The organism is Bacillus sp. V5-8f, from assembly GCF_002863565.1.
Taxonomy (GTDB): Bacteria; Bacillota; Bacilli; order Bacillales; family DSM-1321; genus Peribacillus.
In genome coordinates this window covers 694,062-712,027 of sequence record NZ_PGUW01000004.1, presented here as the reverse complement: position 1 = coordinate 712,027, position 17,966 = coordinate 694,062, and the positions used below count along the sequence as shown (strand labels likewise).

The 17,966-nt window shown below is 39.6% G+C and carries 15 protein-coding genes and 3 pseudogenes; 4 read left to right on the top strand and 14 right to left on the bottom strand.

All coding sequences use genetic code 11. The features are described from left to right. Positions 1–330: 330 nt before the first annotated feature. From CUU64_RS07490 to CUU64_RS07465, 7 genes and pseudogenes are all read right to left on the bottom strand, one after another. A complete protein-coding gene (locus CUU64_RS07490) occupies positions 331–765 on the bottom strand; it encodes a MarR family winged helix-turn-helix transcriptional regulator (RefSeq protein WP_101632885.1) in 435 nt (144 codons plus the stop codon). A 340-nt stretch (positions 766–1,105) separates the two neighbouring features. Beyond that, positions 1,106–1,279 (bottom strand): annotated as a pseudogene (locus CUU64_RS23330) (IS66 family transposase); the annotation flags it as partial. 90 nt (positions 1,280–1,369) lie between these two features. Further along, positions 1,370–1,573: pseudogene (gene tnpB / locus CUU64_RS23325) on the bottom strand (IS66 family insertion sequence element accessory protein TnpB); the annotation flags it as partial. Between the two features lie 49 nt (positions 1,574–1,622). Next, a pseudogene (locus CUU64_RS07480) lies at positions 1,623–1,889 on the bottom strand (MarR family transcriptional regulator); the annotation flags it as partial. A 259-nt stretch (positions 1,890–2,148) separates the two neighbouring features. Beyond that, positions 2,149–2,625 (bottom strand): YusW family protein, encoded by a 477-nt coding sequence (locus CUU64_RS07475; RefSeq protein WP_101632883.1) that lies wholly within the window; start codon positions 2,623–2,625, stop codon positions 2,149–2,151. A 323-nt stretch (positions 2,626–2,948) separates the two neighbouring features. After that, on the bottom strand, positions 2,949–3,254 hold the full coding sequence (locus tag CUU64_RS07470; protein ID WP_101632882.1) for a YciI family protein: 306 nt from the start codon (positions 3,252–3,254) through the stop codon (positions 2,949–2,951). Between the two features lie 330 nt (positions 3,255–3,584). Beyond that, positions 3,585–4,370: an SDR family oxidoreductase gene (locus tag CUU64_RS07465; protein ID WP_101632881.1), complete on the bottom strand. Its 786-nt coding sequence runs from the start codon at positions 4,368–4,370 to the stop codon at positions 3,585–3,587. Between the two features lie 310 nt (positions 4,371–4,680). On the opposite strand from CUU64_RS07465, the gene CUU64_RS21900 reads away from it, so the two are divergent. Together CUU64_RS21900 and CUU64_RS07460 are read left to right on the top strand one after the other, a co-directional pair. Beyond that, positions 4,681–4,857: a hypothetical protein gene (locus tag CUU64_RS21900; protein WP_180954499.1), complete on the top strand. Its 177-nt coding sequence runs from the start codon at positions 4,681–4,683 to the stop codon at positions 4,855–4,857. Between the two features lie 724 nt (positions 4,858–5,581). Further along, positions 5,582–6,292: an SDR family NAD(P)-dependent oxidoreductase gene (locus CUU64_RS07460; protein WP_101632880.1), complete on the top strand. Its 711-nt coding sequence runs from the start codon at positions 5,582–5,584 to the stop codon at positions 6,290–6,292. Between the two features lie 320 nt (positions 6,293–6,612). Here CUU64_RS07460 and CUU64_RS07455 read toward each other — a convergent pair whose 3' ends face one another. The 6 genes from CUU64_RS07455 to CUU64_RS07430 form a co-directional block, all read right to left on the bottom strand. Beyond that, on the bottom strand, positions 6,613–8,079 hold the full coding sequence (locus CUU64_RS07455; RefSeq protein WP_101632879.1) for a sodium/proline symporter: 1,467 nt from the start codon (positions 8,077–8,079) through the stop codon (positions 6,613–6,615). A gap of 249 nt (positions 8,080–8,328) precedes the next feature. After that, a complete protein-coding gene (locus tag CUU64_RS07450; RefSeq protein WP_180954498.1) occupies positions 8,329–8,682 on the bottom strand; it encodes a cupin domain-containing protein in 354 nt (117 codons plus the stop codon). A gap of 14 nt (positions 8,683–8,696) precedes the next feature. Then, positions 8,697–9,458 (bottom strand): SDR family NAD(P)-dependent oxidoreductase, encoded by a 762-nt coding sequence (locus tag CUU64_RS07445; protein WP_219621862.1) that lies wholly within the window; start codon positions 9,456–9,458, stop codon positions 8,697–8,699. Between the two features lie 22 nt (positions 9,459–9,480). Further along, a complete protein-coding gene (locus tag CUU64_RS07440) occupies positions 9,481–10,575 on the bottom strand; it encodes a Leu/Phe/Val dehydrogenase (RefSeq protein WP_101632876.1) in 1,095 nt (364 codons plus the stop codon). Positions 10,576–10,618: 43 nt separating this feature from the next. Next, complete coding sequence (locus CUU64_RS07435) at positions 10,619–11,443, bottom strand: thiamine pyrophosphate-dependent enzyme (RefSeq protein WP_101632875.1); 825 nt, start codon at positions 11,441–11,443, stop codon at positions 10,619–10,621. 11 nt (positions 11,444–11,454) lie between these two features. Further along, the gene (locus tag CUU64_RS07430) at positions 11,455–13,128 is read right to left on the bottom strand and encodes a 2-oxoacid:acceptor oxidoreductase family protein (protein ID WP_142383600.1); all 1,674 of its coding nucleotides are present in this window, start codon (positions 13,126–13,128) and stop codon (positions 11,455–11,457) included. Between the two features lie 118 nt (positions 13,129–13,246). Here CUU64_RS07430 and CUU64_RS07425 point away from each other — a divergent pair, with 118 nt between their 5' ends. Together CUU64_RS07425 and CUU64_RS07420 are read left to right on the top strand one after the other, a co-directional pair. Further along, positions 13,247–13,900: a GntR family transcriptional regulator gene (locus CUU64_RS07425; RefSeq protein ID WP_257985450.1), complete on the top strand. Its 654-nt coding sequence runs from the start codon at positions 13,247–13,249 to the stop codon at positions 13,898–13,900. A gap of 431 nt (positions 13,901–14,331) precedes the next feature. Beyond that, positions 14,332–15,975: an alkaline phosphatase D family protein gene (locus tag CUU64_RS07420; RefSeq protein ID WP_101632872.1), complete on the top strand. Its 1,644-nt coding sequence runs from the start codon at positions 14,332–14,334 to the stop codon at positions 15,973–15,975. A gap of 216 nt (positions 15,976–16,191) precedes the next feature. Here the strand turns inward: CUU64_RS07420 and CUU64_RS07415 are convergent, their stop codons facing one another. Further along, positions 16,192–17,931, bottom strand: coding sequence for an AMP-binding protein (locus CUU64_RS07415; protein ID WP_101632871.1), 1,740 nt, complete (start codon positions 17,929–17,931; stop codon positions 16,192–16,194). Positions 17,932–17,966 lie beyond the last annotated feature (35 nt).

Below are 17,966 nucleotides of genomic sequence, written 5' to 3'. Positions count from 1 at the left end.
TCAAACTCCTTCTTGGTGTATTAGCAAGAGTTACTTACCTCTATAGTGAAAAAAGCTTTACACCCATGCTCTATATAGGCGTATGTATAAATTTACGGTTTCCACATTCCTTTTTCACGAGGTTATTGGTACTTTTTCGTTCAACCTAAGTCTTCCTATTTGTGATAGACGGATAACAAGCTATTAGTAATTATTTATTAAATGTATGCGCATGCATATAAAATAGCATGAAACAAAACACTTCGTCAATTTAACTGATTTCAACCAAAAGACGGCATAACATGAACCCTCCCAAATTCGAAGAACTAGGACATTTGTCCCATCATCCCGTCATGGTTTTAATTGATCAAGTAATCGATATAGCTCTTCGCGAATCATATCTTGAGAAAAAGCCTTTTCAAGGGTGTCATGAAACGTAACAGTCGCCTTTTTAAGCTTTTCCTCTCCTTCAGGTGTTAAGGAAGTGAAGATGGCTCTACGATCGTCTACACAAATATAACGTTTTAATGTTCCACAGCCTTTTGCTTCAAATCGGCTGACCAGTCTTGACATGGCGCTCTGACTAAGTCCCACCATACTCTGTAATTGTTGTAACTTTAATTTTTTTTCGGGGGCTTCGGATAAAAATAAAAGAACATAGAATTCTTTTAATGATAATTGATGATTTTCTTGAAGTATACCTTCTAGTTCGTTCGTAATTTTCATTTGTATATGGGTTAAAGAAAGCCAATTTGTTATCAATTGTTTGTTTTGATTTAATTCCATTCGTCCCACCTGTTCTAGGTTCAAGTTAGCTCTATACAAGCAATGCGTTAGCCCTACAAATTTATTGGTTTTTTTTCTATAGTAACAAGCAAACATTTTAATAGTCAAATGGGACAATGTTCACTCGCGAGTGAACATTGAGAGCATACAGGACATCCTGCTTTTTTAAAAGCTCCATTGAAGGTTTTCTTACTTGTTTGGCTCTCTTGATGAAATGATTTTAAAAAATACGGAGATAATAAATTTTAGAATAGATGAGATGACTTATTTCCTCTTAAATGCACCCAAATTTCGGGAGGTAATACATAATGACCAATCAAAAGCGTATATTGTTTGTTGTTACCCGATTTTCCGTTGTTTTTTCGCTAGACGTACCAAACCGTTTTTGTTGGCTAAGACGAAATTGTTCTTCATACCATCTCACTTTTACCGTGAGTTCTTCTACTTGAGCTTGAAGAGATTCAATTGTAGGTTGATTTTGATGAGAGGATGTTGTTTTCATAGATGAATCCATTTCGACAAAATGAATCAAATCCCTTCTAAATATATGAATTTTTAACAGGATTGTGCTCGCATATACAGCTTGATGCCCTTGTTTTTGGTCAAATGGAAATCCATAAAGAAGCCATCTCAGTTGCCTTCTTGAAATGGTAAGTGGCACATTTGGATGTTGAGTTGGCCAGTCAAACTTTCCTTTTTCCAATCTGCGATAATGCAACCAAAAACCATTATGTTCCCACACTAGAATCTTTAGTTTATCGCGTGAGCGATTGCAAAAGACAAATAAACAAGAAGAATGTAAGGAGATTATCTCATGAGCTATTTACAAGTAGTAGGTGGGGAATATTTGACGCTTACCTTTCTAAAGCTCCACAACTTTTTGCCTCTAGTCTAGTTACTAGCCTTGACATCGCACTTTGACTTAAGCCAACCGATTCTTGCAATTGCTGTAACCTTAATTTTTTATCACTTTGTTGTGACAAAAAGTAAAGAACATAAAATTCTTTTAATAACAAACCATGATTTTTTTGCAATGCATTTTCCAGCTCATTTGTCATGTTCATTTGAATATTGGTAATGGATATCCAATTATCTAAAAGCTCTTTTTCTTGGTTGGTTTCCATTGACATTCCACCTGTTCATCCCTATCTATTTATAACATAGCATGTAATATTTTATTATGATATATCCAGTTATATCTCGCAAGAGCATGAGCCTCCTCTATAAAGTCAACCACAATACTTCTACTAAAGCTTACTGGCAAATTTTAAATATAAATATTAATTCATACTATCTAGTTTCACTGTTAGATTATATGAATTTTACAATCCGATTTTCCGTTTTTGCTAGAAAAAAGGATCCCTACTGTGTAAGAATCCTTCTTTATTTTGACTTCGTGTATTCCTTTGTTTCACCATCACTATACGTAATGTCAAGCTCCAGATTCTTGTAATCTTCTTCAAATCCAAAATCCTTCACCACTTCTGCAATTACTTCATCTTCAGGAGCATCTTGATTAAATTCCAGTTTTTCCAGCTGAGGCCCCAGTTCGTCCATCGCTTCATCGCCGGATAACTTTTTGTCGTTCATTTCGTCGTCAATCGAAGCTTCTGTTTCTGTACCCTCTGTATCATATTCAGCCTCGTATTCCTGACCCTCGGCATCCTCTACCTTCAATTCGAATGATTTAAATGTGAAATCCATTTTATGAGAGCTCCCCACACTCGTTTCAGGATTAGTGCCGGCCTGGTTTTCATCTTCAGCAACAGGCGGATTTTCCACTTCATCTTTGTCGCTGCAGCCACTCAACGCAAACATTGTCATCAATGGTACACCTAAAATATAATGAAAGGCTTTCAAGGAATTCCCCTCCTTATGATTTACTTTTTATATTACCTTCTGGCCGGTAGTTAAACATTTTGTTAGACAAATGATATATACAATCAGCTAATTGGGGGGAATATTCATAATTGTAAATTTTCAGGATTCAATAATTACAAATCTCTATCAGCCTATTATCCAATACATCACACCTTGAAACTTTATACTATATAGATTTTTATCATTTCTTTTTATACAAAAAAGAGATTGCCATAGCAATCCCTGTCTGTACCTAGTGTTAGTACAAATCTTCACTAACTAATTAAGAAGAAAGTAACTGGGGCCTTTCTGTTATAAAGGTTTCACTCATACAGTTTCATAAATATGGGTGCCACTCTGAAAGGTTGTATGTCTATTTTCTGCCATACATTTCCCATGACATAGGGTTCAACTTTGAGCCAATTATCCAGCTCTTCTCTTGATGGAAAGTCCACTACCATCATTGAACCTATCATTTTTCCTTCGTCATCAAGAATAGCTCCACCATATAAATGGTGTCCTTCTTTAACTCTTCGTTCTACTCCTTCTAAGTGCTCTTCCCTCACCTTTAACCTTCTATCAATCGCTTTTTCATCAGTACCATCATAAGCTGTAACTATGTATTGCATGTTTCCACTCTCCCTTTTACTAAATTTTTCGCATGCACCACTTGCATATTGATCCGTATGTTTTCTGTTTATTTCATGCAATTGAAACATATGCTACCTTTATTCATTATACATAAATTGCATTCCTATATTGAACGAAACCTGTACCGTTAGTTAAACAAGAAAATCAACATGCTTTAATATCTAAACCTTTATAAAATCAAGTACCTATTGCTTCTATGTCTTTTCTCACCTAAAGCACATTCAAAAATGTAAAAAGGGAAAAGAGTCTTGTCTCTTTTCCCTTTTTATTAAACGCCCATACAACAGGGTTAAAATAAAAGGAGTGCCCTATATGTCCATCTCCCACCATTTTTGTTCTTCTTGCTTCATCTGTTTCTCCGTTTGCTGAGGATAGGCGGTTCGGAATTTATGATCGTCAGCTGGGATGATTTCTACCATTTTTGCAATCATATCTTCCGGGTCATACTGGTTCTTTAACCCCTCTTCCGCCTTTTTTATATCCTCTTTTCTCGTGAAGTTTTTCTCTTCATCGTACCATTTCCATAACTCTTCTGCCGCCCGGTCATTAAAGCCTGTATTGAAGGCACCAGGGTTAATGGTGGCAACTTTCACTCCAAATCCTTGAAGCTCCAACTGCAGGGTATGGGCAATTGCTTCAATCGCGTGCTTTGTAGCGGCATATGGACCGCCATATGGAGATGCCATTATTCCAGACATGGAACTCATAAAGACGATTTTTCCACTTCCCTTTTCAACCATCTTCTGCGCAGCTATCTGTGCTGTTTCCAAGGTTGCGAAAACATTTACCTCAAAAAGTGCCCGAAAGCGGTCCATTGGCACTTCCCCAAGCGGCCCTCGTTCATTAATTGCGGCATTTGCAACAAATACGTCAAAATCATACTTTTTAATCTGTTCCAAATCCAACGGGTTCGTAATATCCACTTTTATCACATCTATATCCAGTTCCAAGTCATTAGCTTCCCGAAGAAGGTCTGTTTTTTGAGAAGTCAGCTCTGTCGCCGCAATCACACGATGCCCTTTTTTAGCAAGACCGATCGCTGCACCCCTGCCAAGCCCGGTCCCTGCTCCAGTAATGAAAATTGTTTTCCCCATGTTTAATTCCTCCATTCAATATAGCATGCTAATTTACTTTTCCCAATAGCAGCAAGGACAAACCAAACATGGGGAACTTTACCGATTCTTGCACGAAGAATATTGAGTCTTTTTAACTATGAAAAACGCCTGTACACAATGAGCGGTAGTAGTTTAGAATAGGACGGGTAACAACTATGTAACTATTTTTTCAAGACGTTTACAATTATGCTACAACTCCTACACTGCATATGGCAATAACGATACAAAGCATAATAGAAAAAGTTAACAACATCCTGCCGGACAGACGGCTCAACGGAGTGTTATTTTCATGAAACAATTATTAAAGGAATTAGAGCAGTTGACCGACGAGATAAAGAGCTTTGAGCTATATATGAACGCAAAATTCCACAACATCCATCGGATGGTCTCCGAAATGGAAGAAATATTGGCCCAGGCAACCGAGACAGCGGACAACAGTGATGCCTATTCGAAAACAATTAAATAATCGGCTGGTACAAAAAGACCGACTCGGGAAAGAAATTCAATTACTCGTTTTATCTATCTTCGTTTAAAAACCTTTTTATATACCATATATGCGATAACAATTAAAGCCAAGATTAAAATAACTTTCACCAACATCTACTCCTTTTTTACTTAGTCTACCCCCTTTATTCCCGTAAATCGCTTAATGAAACACTGTTGTTTCCTTAAGAACATTTTCCACTTTTTATGGAAGTCTTTTGTTGCACCTGCCCGGTTGGTGGAGTGAAAATTTTACAAAACACTAAGTAAAGAAGATTCTTGAAAGATTTTATCTCAAAGGGCCTTCTACTAGCTTTATACAACTTTCTAAAAAGCTCTGGCTAATTATCAGCAAGTATTCATATTGGATTCCCTTGTGTTTTGATTCTAAATTCTCAAAATACCTTAGAACTTGTACATCCATTAACTCCCATTAAATAACATTTTAACAAACCTTTCTAACCTCTTCCCCCTTTAATCCGCCTAATGGCAGCCTAATCCTCAACATATTATCTGAATAAAAAATAGTGGCCATCCATACCTTATCATAGCAGGATAATAACTCTGATTTCCTTAAATAAAACTATTGTTCCCGATAAAAAAAGTTTTACCGTTTGACCTAAAAAAACACAAGAAACTTGACCTGATCATAGGTTTAAGGTGTATCTTTTTATTGTATGAATCAATAAAACATTGGAGGAAAAAAGATGACAAAATTCGCTTTTGTAACAGGAGCTAATAAAGGTATTGGGTATGAAATTGTCCGTCAATTAGCAGAAAAAAATTATCACGTATTTTTAGGAGCCCGCAACGAAGAACTCGGAGAAAAAGCTGTACAAGCATTAGGCTTTTCGAATGTTACATATGTTCAAGTTGACATTTCAGACACACAATCCATTCAAAACGCAAAAAATAAAATCCTTCAAGTTACGGATCACCTAGACTTGTTAATAAATAATGCAGGGATTGCACTCGATTTCAACATTTTGCCTAGTGAACTAAAATTAGAAACGCTGCGTCAAGAATTTGATGTTAACTTCTTTGGAACGTTTCAAATGATCCAAACGTTTTTACCACTAGTAAAAAAATCACCATCCGGAAAAATCCTAAACGTTACTACCGATATGGCTTCTCAAACAATGTTCGAGAATGGTGAAGTTGCACCACTCAATATATTAGGCTATAACTCATCAAAAACCGCTGTGAACTCTTTAACATTAACCTTTGGTAAAGAATTTGGCACAAACGGCCCTGAAATTTTAGGCGTGACACCTGGTTTTACCAGCACTGACCTTAACGGAAATGCCCCAGGAGGCAAAACAACTGCGGAAGGTGCACAAATCATTGTCAAATATGCCTTAAGCGAAACAAATTACAATGGTAAAATTCTAAATGAAAATGGGATTATTCCTTGGTAATCATTATTAATATAAGCTATGTATTATACTACTGGAGAAGCTGTATCTGAAACAAAAAAGGTAGACCCAAATTTTAATCAGCTAGTTGGGCATGAGTTCGTTATTGTCTCGGATTCAGCCCTTTTGTTTTCCCGCCTGATGGCAACCGCCTTGTAGCCGCAATTATAGCAAGGTCCTAGCAATATCGGTAAAAACATCAATCTAAATTAAAACAATTAAAAAAGAGCTAGCTATTAGCTGCTCGTAGTAATAGTGTAAAATTCCACCATGTGATTTTTTATAGAATCACATTAATGTGGACTTTTTACCCTTACGCACAATCACGATGTCAATATTCCCCGATTCTCTCCAGAGGAGCCCTCCTTCTCTTCAGGCTTCATCAAACTGACAATGACTCCAGCGATTAAGGCAAGAATCAATGTTGCGCCACGGGAAGTAAACATGGATTCGAGCGGTGTATTGATCCAGATAATGGTGCTAACAAATCCAGTAAGAAGCGCAGCAATGACACCAGCACCCGAGACTCGTTTCCAAAAGAAAGTTAATAGAATGGCAGCGGCAAAGCTATTTCCAACCCCGGCCCAAGCCCAGCCAATCACAACATAAATTAAAGATTTAGACATAAGCCCGATTACTAATCCAATTAGTCCAACCACAGTAACGGTCAAACGTGAAATCATTAAAAGCTGTTTTTCGGTGAACTGGATACCCATAATCTTGTGCAAAATATCTTCACTTATCGAACTAGTGACCACTAATAACTGAGAAGACACTGTAGACATAATAGCTGCTAAAATCCCGGCAAGCAAGATACCAACTAACCATCCTGGAAGCAGCTCGGTCAGCATAAAAGGTAAAATCATTTCAACATTTTCTACTGAATCAGAACCATATAACGTCAAACCTGTAATACCGATCAAGAATGCACCGCCATAGGCTAATACTCCCCAAAGAATCGCAAAGTTTCTTCCGATTTTGGCATCCTGTTCGTTTTTTAATGCCATAAACCTTGCACTGATATGCGGTTGCCCTCCAAGATACCCTAACGCCCAAGAAAAGTTTGTATATATTAAAAGCCCAATAGCAAATCCAGTTGCACCACCAGTCCAGGAATCCGCTCCATTGCCTGCTTGAATTAGTGCATGACTTATGGACAGGTCTGATGCCGAGATTTTGATCAATGCTACAATAGGCAAAATAACGAGTGTAGTCACCATTAAAATCGCTTGGATGGCATCTGTCCATACAACTGATAGAAACCCTCCCAGGCAAGAATATACAATTACAACCGCTGCCACGATCAGAATACCTGTTAATGGATCAATGCCCATTGTTTGCTCTAACGTCTTCCCTGTCCCTCCAAACTGAGTTCCCACGTACAGAGTAAAGAAAGGAATAATAATGATAGCCCCAATGCCCCTGATTAAGTTTGCATGTTTTGGGAACTTGGCTGATAAATAATCAGGCAGTGTCAGTACGTTATACTTTATTCTTTCTTCCATAAACTTTTTCGCTAAAAATACCCATGACACTATAATTCCTGCTAACATTCCAAGAAATAGCCATATGCTTGAAAGTCCTGTCGAAAAAGCAAAACCTGTTGCTCCTAATAACAACCATGCCGAAGCCTCAGTTGACCTTTCTGAAAAAGCCAAAGCCCATCCCGGAATTTTATTGCCTCCAAGATGATAGTCATCGTACCCAAGATTTTTACGGCTATAATAGACTCCAACTCCCAGCATCGCTACAAAGTAAAGAATCAATTCAAATAGAATGACCATATTCATACGTTTCACACTCCATTCAATATTTACTAATTTTTCAACCTTGTGAGTTCGTTTGATCAACCAACAAGTTGATTAATTTAAAGAATATTTTGAAAATTTTACATGTACTAAGACTATTGGAAAGGAATGAGATGGTAAATGATACTGCAGAATAATGGAGGTTAGGGAAAGAAGAATGATTGTGTATATTGATATAGAAGAATCTTTCCATTAAGAAAAGATTCTTCTATTGGCTTTAAAAGTACTTTATTATCTGTATTTATGCTTCCAGTTTGCTGGATACAAAGCATAATAAAAGGATGCCTGTGTTGTACTTTCATATATAATCGATGTACCTTTTTCAATAAAAAAGGAATCTCCTTGATGCCCGATAAACCTGTTTCCATCCGTTTCAATTTTTACCTCGCCGTCAATTACATAAATCGTTTCGTCATATAAAAGAGTCCAAGGAAATTTGCATTGTTTTAATATAACGATGCCGGCACCCAAAGTTTCGGATACTTCATCTGTAACGCTTCTTGAAATCAACCCTTCACCAGGCCCGATGGTACCGTCCATTTTTTCAAATTCATAGTTTTCCGAGCGAATCAATTTTACCGCCAATAAACATCCCCCCTTTACCAGCCTCCATATGCTACCCAACCTCCATCTACGTTATAGGTAGTACCGGTCACATAGCTTGATTCATCGGTTGCTAAAAACAAGACAACATCTGCCACTTCCTTTGTTGTCCCAAAGCGGCGAAGCGGTGTTCGCCTGACTACATCCTGGTCATCATAGCCGCCAGCCTCTTGGTCCGTTTCATCTAATGGAGTTTTTATATAAGCAGGTGCTACCGCGTTAACTCGGATGTTTTTTTCTGCCCATTCGACTGCTAATACCTTTGTTAAGCCGATCATGCCGTGTTTAGTCGAGCTATAGGCTGCTCTCATTGGAACGCAGACCTGGCCATAAACAGAGGTAATATTGATGATGGAGCCCCCTCCGACCTTTTCCATCGCTTTTCCTGCTTCCTGGCATCCAAAGAAAACCCCGGATAGATTCGTGTCCAGTACAGCCTTCCAATCCTCTTCACTTAATGCCATGGAAGGGCCGATCCGGTTGATCCCTGCATTATTTACAAATACATCGATTTGTCCGTATTTTTGGATGGTTGTTGCAACTAGGTTCTCTACAGATTGTTTGTTCGCCATATCCGCAGCAATCGCACATACCTCATACCCCTTTTCTCGCAGGCTTCTTGCCGTTTGATCCGCTCTTTCCTGACTGCGGGAGTTTACAACTACTTTTGCCCCTTCCTCGGCAAATCTTTCCGAAATTGCTTCACCGATTCCCATGCTAGAACCTGTTACAATACAAACCTTGTCTTTTAACCGCAAATCAATCTCTCCCTTCAAATTACTATTTAAAGATGGAACTTTGTTTTCGCACATGCTTCGCTTTTCCAACACTCTCAATTCTTCTTTCTGCAAATAAATCCGCAGCTTTATAGGTTGGTATTTTCTCAGTTTTTGAAATATGAATTAAATCTGTCATTGTTTCATAAATGCGTTTCACAGCATTGACCCCTCTTTGTTCATTAAATCCGCCTGGTTTGATACGATCTGTATCAAAAATCGTTCCCCCAGCATTTGCAATGTAGTCAGGTGCATATAGGATGCCAAGTTCATCCAGGTAGTCACCATGTTTTTCTTCAGCTAGTTGGTTGTTTGCACACCCTGCAACGATCGAACATTTCAATTCCTCTATAGAACGGTCATTTATCACTTTACCAAGTGCACAAGGGGAGAAAATATCAACATCCAATGCATGAATCTTATCTATGGAATCTACATTTGTTCCAAACTCTTCTGCTACTTCATTCGTCCTCTTCGCATCGATGTCTGCAATCGTAATGATAGCTCCTTCTTCTGCTAGATGTTTAACAAGGTGATAGCCTACACTTCCCACACCTTGAACGGCAATTCGCACACCCTCGAGACGATCTGTTCCCAGCTTCTCCTTTGTGCAAGCTTTGATTGCCTGATAAACACCGAGGGCAGTATAGGGAGAGATTTCTCCTGCACCGCCAAACTCTCTTGGCAGAGTCACTACATAAGGAGTCTCCAGCCGGATGGTTTCCATATCCCGTAATGTAGTACCTACATCTTGCCCAGTAATATATAAGCCGTTTAATCGATTGATAAAGCGTCCGAATGCTCGAAACAAGGCTTCACTTTTTTGCTTTTTTGGATCGCCAATTATAACAGCTTTTCCACCGCCAAGGTCCACCCCGGCAGCAGCATATTTATATGTCATTCCTTTGCCCAGCCTTAGGGCATCTTCGATTGCATCCCATTCATTCTGATAAGTCCACATTCTAAGTCCGCCGGTTGCTGGTCCCAAGGTTGTATCATGAATACAAACAACACCCTTTAGCCCCGTTTCATTATCATTGAAAAAGAATAGATTTTCATAATTATATTTATCTAAGTATTCGAAGATTTTACCTTCCATTTCATCACCCCTTGTATTCGTTACTCTCCTTTTGCCCGGGACTTTATCCGATGCTGGCTTTTAAGTAGGTTATGAGATCTCTTTGCACTACTTGTGGTTGTGGAGTTTTGGTTTTGCGAGTATTGTTCTGCCAAAGCACACCAACACTAAAAGGATTTTCAGAGATTACCGAAACTAATTCCGGACTTGTTTCAGCAGGACGTTCTTGATAAGTTATATTCTTTTTATAAAAATCGTATCCCTGAGCTTTATTGAAAACAACACATGGACTAAATATATTGATTAATGAAAATCCATTATGTTGAATGCCCTTGATGATTAAGTCTTCCAAATGCTTGATATCACCTGAGAAACCCTGGCCAATGAAAGTTGCCCCAGAAGACCATGCTAATAAAAGCGGGTTAATTGGCTGGTCACTATTGCCTCCAGGGGTAGTGGAGGATTGATACCCAATCGGACTGGTTGGTGAAGTTTGACCTTTTGTATTTCCATATACCGAATTATCCATCACAATATAGGTAACATTTAAATTTCGCCGTGCAGCATGTACAAGATGGCCTACGCCTATTCCGTATCCGTCTCCATCACCACCTGCTGCAATCACTGTTAACTCAGGTCGGGAGGATTTAATCCCTAATGCTGTTGGCAATGTTCTTCCATGAGTTGTATGGATTGAATAGCCGCCAAAATAATGCGATATTTTACCGCTGCATCCGATGCCAGACACAAGTACTGCATTTTCCGGCCTGACATTTAATTTTGCTAATGCGCTTTGGATGCCTCTCAGTACACCAAAGTCTCCACAACCTGGACACCATGTAGGTGTATTCCCATTCGAAAAATCCTTTGCTGTTAATGTTTCCACCATTATATGGCCCCCTAAAATGTAAGATTCCTAGTAAATCTTGTTAATATGGCTGCCACTTCGTCATTAAATTCTCTGTCCGTATAGTGTTCGCCATCATACCTTAGGAGAGATTGGACTTCTTTGTCTTTCAGTCCTGCTTCTAATATAGTACGTATTTGAGCTTTGGCATTGTATTCTGCAACTATGATTTTATTCGAGTTCTTTAAGGCAATTCTCAAGGCCTCATCAGGCAGTGGACAAAGCTGGCGAATCAACAAGCCATTATAACCGGAGTTATTATTCACAAAATTCTTAATTAACTCACCCATCGCCCCCGTACCAATAATCGTAATGAGTGCATCCTCATCTCCTATTGTTGTAAATGGGCGATTGTATTGGATGGAATCAGCCTTTCTTAACCGCCTTATATGTAACGTGTTGCGAACCTTTTTAAAATCAGGCTCCATGAGTCCTCTTTCATCATGTTCATCACCGCTGACTACATGTTCACCGCCTTTTACCCCAGGTACTGTCCGCACGGGCGATCCGCTGCCAGCTGCCTCATACCTTTTGTAGGGTCCTGTTACTTCAGAATCTAAGATGGTTGGTCCACGGTCTATTTCAATGGATTTGATCGCGTTCTCTATGTTTTGCCATGGAAGGGATATTTTTCTAAGTGCAAGATCTAAATCTAAAGCTATAATTACGGGGCATTGATAATACTCAGAGAGGTTTAATGCTTCTTGTATCGTGACGATACAATCCAATACACTTGTTGGGGTTAGCAGGATACGGGGAAATTCCCCATGTCCTGCATTCATAAGGTGCAATAAATCGCTTTGTTCTGTTTTTGTTGGCATGCCTGTAGAGGGTCCTCCACGTTGATTATCAACTAACACCAACGGGATTTCTGTTGCTGCAGCATACCCTAATCCTTCGGTCATTAATGCTAATCCAGGCCCGCTCGTAGCAACAAAAGTCCGTTTCCCGGCATAGCTGCACCCTAAAGCTGCATGTATGGCTGCCATTTCATCTTCAACCTGGTATGCTCCTCCGCCTAGTGGCGGCAGCCATTTTGTCAGGTTTTCCAGTATCTCGGAGGCTGGAGTAATAGGGTAACCGTAGTAGTATCTAACATCTCCAGCAATAGCCCCAAGACACAATGCATCATTTCCGGAAATGGTTGCATTTTCAATCGATAAATTTGTGAGCGGCTCCGCCGTTGTAACAAATAATCCCAACTGATAACCTGCATCTAACAGATCGGTATTTCTCCCTTTTTTAAATCTTCTTTCAACTTCGACTTCAACCTGTTGATACGGAATACCGAGATAACCGCTTACTATTCCAAGAGCCCAAACGTTAAATCCAAGTTTCGGAGAATTTCCTTGATGCTCACTTGATATACTCTTAACGTTCTCGGGACCGAAAATCATCGCTTTATCCTTTAGCCTGGATAAATAGCGATCTGCTCCTTCCTCGTTCCAAACAACTGCCAAATCTATTTCTTCTATTCTAGGTGGTGGTTCGGCTTCGAATTTATCAGCGATGTAGATTTCAAAGGAAGTATTTCCGCCGCGAATAATGGTTGAGAAATCACGCCAATTTCTATGTGCATAACCTAGAGCTTCGATTGCTTTAGATAGGATTTCACCAGCGGTTTCAATCCCCTGTCCTGTTAATCCAAATAGTGCAATACTTTTCAACAAGCTCCCCCCTTTTGGTGAAGAAAAAGTAATATTGGTACATTATATCTGATATATTAGATAAAAATGACAATATTTTCTAAAACTTAAGTTATTACTATGAATAGGAGTGAAAAACTTGAGTAAAGCACAATTGGATACCCGTAATTTAAATCAAAAAATATATTCTTATTTAAGAGATAAAATTGTCCATAACGACTTAAAGCCCGGGACAAGGATTGATTACAATGACATCGCAAATGAGTTAGGTGTCAGTAAAACTCCATTAAGAGATGCCTTACAATTACTCCAGCAGGATGGATTAATTGAAGTGAAAAGCCGATCTGGCACATTCGTAAGCACGCCAAACCAAAAGGATATCGAAGAAATATTTGAGGTTAGAAAAGCTCTTGAAAGGCAGGCTATAAAGCTCGCAATGCCTAATATCTCACACCAATATTTAGAAACCATCTACGCAACTGCATTGGATGTGGATAAGGAGATCATAAAAGGAGATTATCAGTCGTTTTTCCAATTTGACCGACATTTTCACAAATCCCTTGTGCTTCATTCAAAAAACGGCCGATTGATCAAAATGATGGAGTCTCTCGAGGCTCAAATTACCTGGATTGGCGTAATGGTTGCCAAAACTCCGGAACGCCCCCGCCGTGCAAATGAAAAACATAAGGATATTCTAAATGCTCTAATAAAAATGAATATTTCGATAGCCCAGGATTTAATGGATGAGCATATAGAAGAGGTTAAACAGATGACTTTAAAGGATTTTATATAATAGATGATAAGCGTAAAAAAAGGACTTCACCTGTGGGAGAGTCCTTTCTCGTATGTATAAGATCATGCGAGAACCATTGCGATTCATTTTTTTAGCCAGTATAATTGACTTCATTCTTAAACACAACAATACATACATCTACCAAAAAAATTCCCCTCTCAACTCTACACCTAATTCCATCGCCCTCCAGCACTTTATGCCATATCGATCGTAGTGGAACCATGATTGATTTAAGCAATTAGAATGAAATTCAAAAATTCCCACCATCCATTAGTCCTCATTTAGGTAAAGTTTCTATTTACATTTCTAGTAAAAATTTATAATTTTATTAAATTTTTTTAATAGTTCGCCAATATTCCTTCTTTAAAATGAATTTGACAAACACAATTATCCAGCTAATTTTCAGAGGTTAATGAGAGGGGAAAATCAGTTTGAAACATAATCATGGTTTTGATGAAGTCAGAAGAATTCTAAAAAAGGAAGAAGCTGCTGGATCGCTTGACCGCAGGAAATTTCTCCAAGCATCTGGCAGAGTGGCAAGCCTGGCTCTTGGTTTAACGATAGCCAACCAGTTTAACGGACTCTCGGTTTCCGCTGAAACACCAATGTTTAAGTCTTATCCTTTTACGCTCGGCATTGCCTCCGGGGAACCATTGCCAGACAGCGTTGTCCTCTGGACTCGCCTTGCGCCAGACCCGCTTACTGGCGGAGGGATGAAAGAGCAAGACGTACCAGTAAAATGGGAGATTGCCAGAGATGTATATTTCCGTAATGTCGTGAAGCATGGAGTTGAATTTGCTAGAGCGCAGTTTGGCCATTCTGTCCATGCAGAAGTCTATGGTCTTGAACCGGGTACGGAGTATTTTTATAGATTTAAGGTAGGCAATGATATAAGCCAGGTCGGGCGGACGAAAACGCTTCCCCCATTTACGGCGGATGTCTCGAAGCTCACTTTCGCCTTTGCTTCATGCCAGCATTATAATGATTACTTTACTGCGTATGACCACATGGCAAAGGAAGATTTGGATCTCGTGTTCCATCTAGGTGATTATATATATGAAACCGGGCAAAGCGGAGATGGAGCTGGCGGTCGCATCCATAATACTCCGGAGATTCATACGTTAGAAGATTACAGGAATCGTTATGCTCTTTACAAAAGTGACATAGATCTTCAAAAGGTGCATGAAGCATTTCCATGGGTTGTAACTTGGGATGACCACGAGGTAGAAGATAATTATGCGGGAGGCGTCCCATCCCAGAATGACCAAACCCTTGAGCAATTTGCTATCCGAAGAGCTGCCGCCTACCAGGCATACTATGAACATATGCCATTAAGGCGTACCTCAATCCCGCATAAAGACAATATGCAGTTGTACAGAAAGCTTACATACGGCAACCTGGCACAATTCAACATTTTGGATACTCGCCAGTTCCGAGATGACCAGGCAAATGGAGATCTTTGGAAAGCACCAACTGCTGAATCAGAAGATCCAAACCGGACAATGCTTGGAAATGACCAAGAAGCATGGCTGCTTGGTGAGCTGGGCAAATCAACCGCCACCTGGAATGTACTGGCTCAACAAGTGTTTTTTGCACGTCGTGATGGAAAAATGGGAGACGGAGATAATCTGAGCATGGACGCATGGGATGGCTACCCTGCGGCACGGAACCGAATACTGACCTATATTAACGAACACAACATTCCTAACCTTGTCGTTTTAACTGGAGATGTACATACCAACTGGGCAAATGATATTAAACTGGACTATACAAACCCAAACTCACCGGCAATCGGCGTAGAATTCGTCGGCACCTCTATCACATCAGGTGGAGACGGCTACGATATAGCGAGCTATGGAAAGAACATGTTGAAGGAAAACCCGCATATCAAATTTTATACCAATCAGCGGGGATATGTGCGGTGTACAGTCACCCCACAATCGTGGCAATCAGATTACCGGATCATTCCTTATGTAAGCCGTCCCGGCGCCCCGGTCTCAACAAGAATTTCTTTTAAGGTTGAAAGTGGAAAACCTGGTCTGCAAAGCGTTGGACAGGCCGTAGCACTGACTTAAGCATTCCCGCTTATGTAAATAAAAACAGGTTCATTTCACTACCGTGGATTTCGCTAGTAGGGAAATCCACGGATTTTTTTCTATAGAGTTTTATATTTAAAAGATATTTATATTTCTAGATTTTTCTTCTCAGCAGGCATGTATTTAGTGATTAGCATACTTGCTTTTTAACATTATAACAGAGGTAATTACGACTACATTCTTCCATTATTCACATTAAGCCATTTCCGGTTTTAATTCTTTCAATTCGGACATTATTTCTTCTCTTAACTTATACTTCTCTACTTTATTTGTTGGTGTGCGAGGAAGCTCCTGGGTAAATCGGATATACTTTGGCCACATATATTTAGGCATTTTATTCTTTACCCATTCTCGTAAATCAACCTCTTCTACTGTTGCTCCATCCTGTTTGACAATAAAGACGGCGATATCGTCTTCATCTCCTTCCTCTGCGGGGACAGGAATCGCAGCGCAAAAATCGATATGAGGATGGCCATTCATAAGATCTTCCAATTGATAGGATGAGATTTTCTCCCCACGGCAACGGATTACACTTCCTAAGCGATCAACAAAATAATAATATCCATCTTTCCCTAGGTATCCAGCATCGCCAGTGTGGAACCACAGGTTCTTTAACGCTTCTTTTGTCGATTCATGCTTGTTAAAATATTCTTGTAATATTAGATGTGGCAAACGGGGCCGGAGCGCAATTTGACCAACCTCTCCAACGGGCATTTCCACATCGTTATCATCAAGAATGGCTACCTCAAAAAACACAGTTTCTTTTCCCATAAAGCCTTTACTTAGCTCTTTTTCTCCATCAATGACCGGAATGCTATGTTTCTCGCATTGAGAAATGATCTCCTGCCGAGTTAAACCCTTAAATAGGTCATCAGGTGTTCCCTGCTCTTCCTCCATCTCCACGATCACGCTGCCTATCGGATTTCCTGACTCTGTTTGGCCAAACCCAGCACTGACTATATCAAAACCAAACCGTTTAGCGACGTCGTTATGATACTTAGGAAGGGGCTGCATGTGTACTTTATTGAGGGTATTGTGCCTATCGTCTTCCTTAGGCCTGGCGTTCATTAGCCAAGGAATCATGACATCCAGCAAAATAGCATTTGTCGCCTGGCTCTTTTTAATCCGGTTCCAAAATTGATTTGGACTGAATTTATCCCACAAGGCGACTGTACAGCCCGCATACGCTGCCTTTGCAATATTAGCAAACGCACCACCCACATGGTAAAGCGGGAGATCATTATATACCACATCTTCCGGACACATAATATGCCTCATCCGTTGAGTATATCCATTGATCCAGCGATGTGATTGGACCACTCCTTTCGGATGCCCGGTAGTTCCAGAAGTATAAATGATATTCGCCGTATCCCAATAGTTAAGTTCTATATCGGGTTTACTAATATCTCCTTGGAGAAACTTTTCAAAGGAGGTTTCGCCATACCTCTCATCTAGTTTCATTTCCGCTGTTTCTGCTACAAAGTCATGGTCGCCTTCTTGCGGATTATGTACAGCTGTAATTAGTTCGCTAATTTCCGAACGAATTTCGTTTAAGATTGGAACCATTGTCCGTTCTGTTATGAGTATCTTGGGTTGAGTGTCCTTTAGCTGATAACTAAGCAGCTTTCCACGGTAATTAAAATTAATCGGACTAAAAACCGCGCCACACTTCCAAATTCCGAACATCGCAAGTGTCATGATCAGAGGATTTTTCAAAAAAACGGACACTCGGTCACCTTTCTCAACACCGCGGGCTTTCAGACAGTGTCCAATGCTATTTGTTAGTTGATCAAAGTTCTTATAGCTTATTTTTTTTTCGGTTTCACCATAATAGATAAAGGTTTTGTCGCCGAAGATGCCAGCCCAACGTTCAAGACTTTTTGTTACGACCTCTTCTTCTGAAGCGATTAATTTATATAGTTCTAATTGATTCATAGCCTGCTTCCTCCTCTTATTATTGTTTCATGCTA

Excerpts from the sequence above, each read along its gene's own strand:
- CUU64_RS07490 (WP_101632885.1), bottom strand. The coding sequence starts at position 765 with ATGGAATTAAATCAAAACAAACAATTGATAACAAATTGGCTTTCTTTA.
- CUU64_RS07470 (WP_101632882.1), bottom strand. The coding sequence starts at position 3,254 with ATGCAATACATAGTTACAGCTTATGATGGTACTGATGAAAAAGCGATT.
- CUU64_RS07465 (WP_101632881.1), bottom strand. The coding sequence starts at position 4,370 with ATGGGGAAAACAATTTTCATTACTGGAGCAGGGACCGGGCTTGGCAGG.
- CUU64_RS21900 (WP_180954499.1), top strand. The coding sequence starts at position 4,681 with ATGAAACAATTATTAAAGGAATTAGAGCAGTTGACCGACGAGATAAAG.
- CUU64_RS07460 (WP_101632880.1), top strand. The coding sequence starts at position 5,582 with ATGACAAAATTCGCTTTTGTAACAGGAGCTAATAAAGGTATTGGGTAT.
- CUU64_RS07455 (WP_101632879.1), bottom strand. The coding sequence starts at position 8,079 with ATGAATATGGTCATTCTATTTGAATTGATTCTTTACTTTGTAGCGATG.
- CUU64_RS07440 (WP_101632876.1), bottom strand. The coding sequence starts at position 10,575 with ATGGAAGGTAAAATCTTCGAATACTTAGATAAATATAATTATGAAAAT.
- CUU64_RS07435 (WP_101632875.1), bottom strand. The coding sequence starts at position 11,443 with ATGGTGGAAACATTAACAGCAAAGGATTTTTCGAATGGGAATACACCT.
- CUU64_RS07415 (WP_101632871.1), bottom strand. The coding sequence starts at position 17,931 with ATGAATCAATTAGAACTATATAAATTAATCGCTTCAGAAGAAGAGGTC.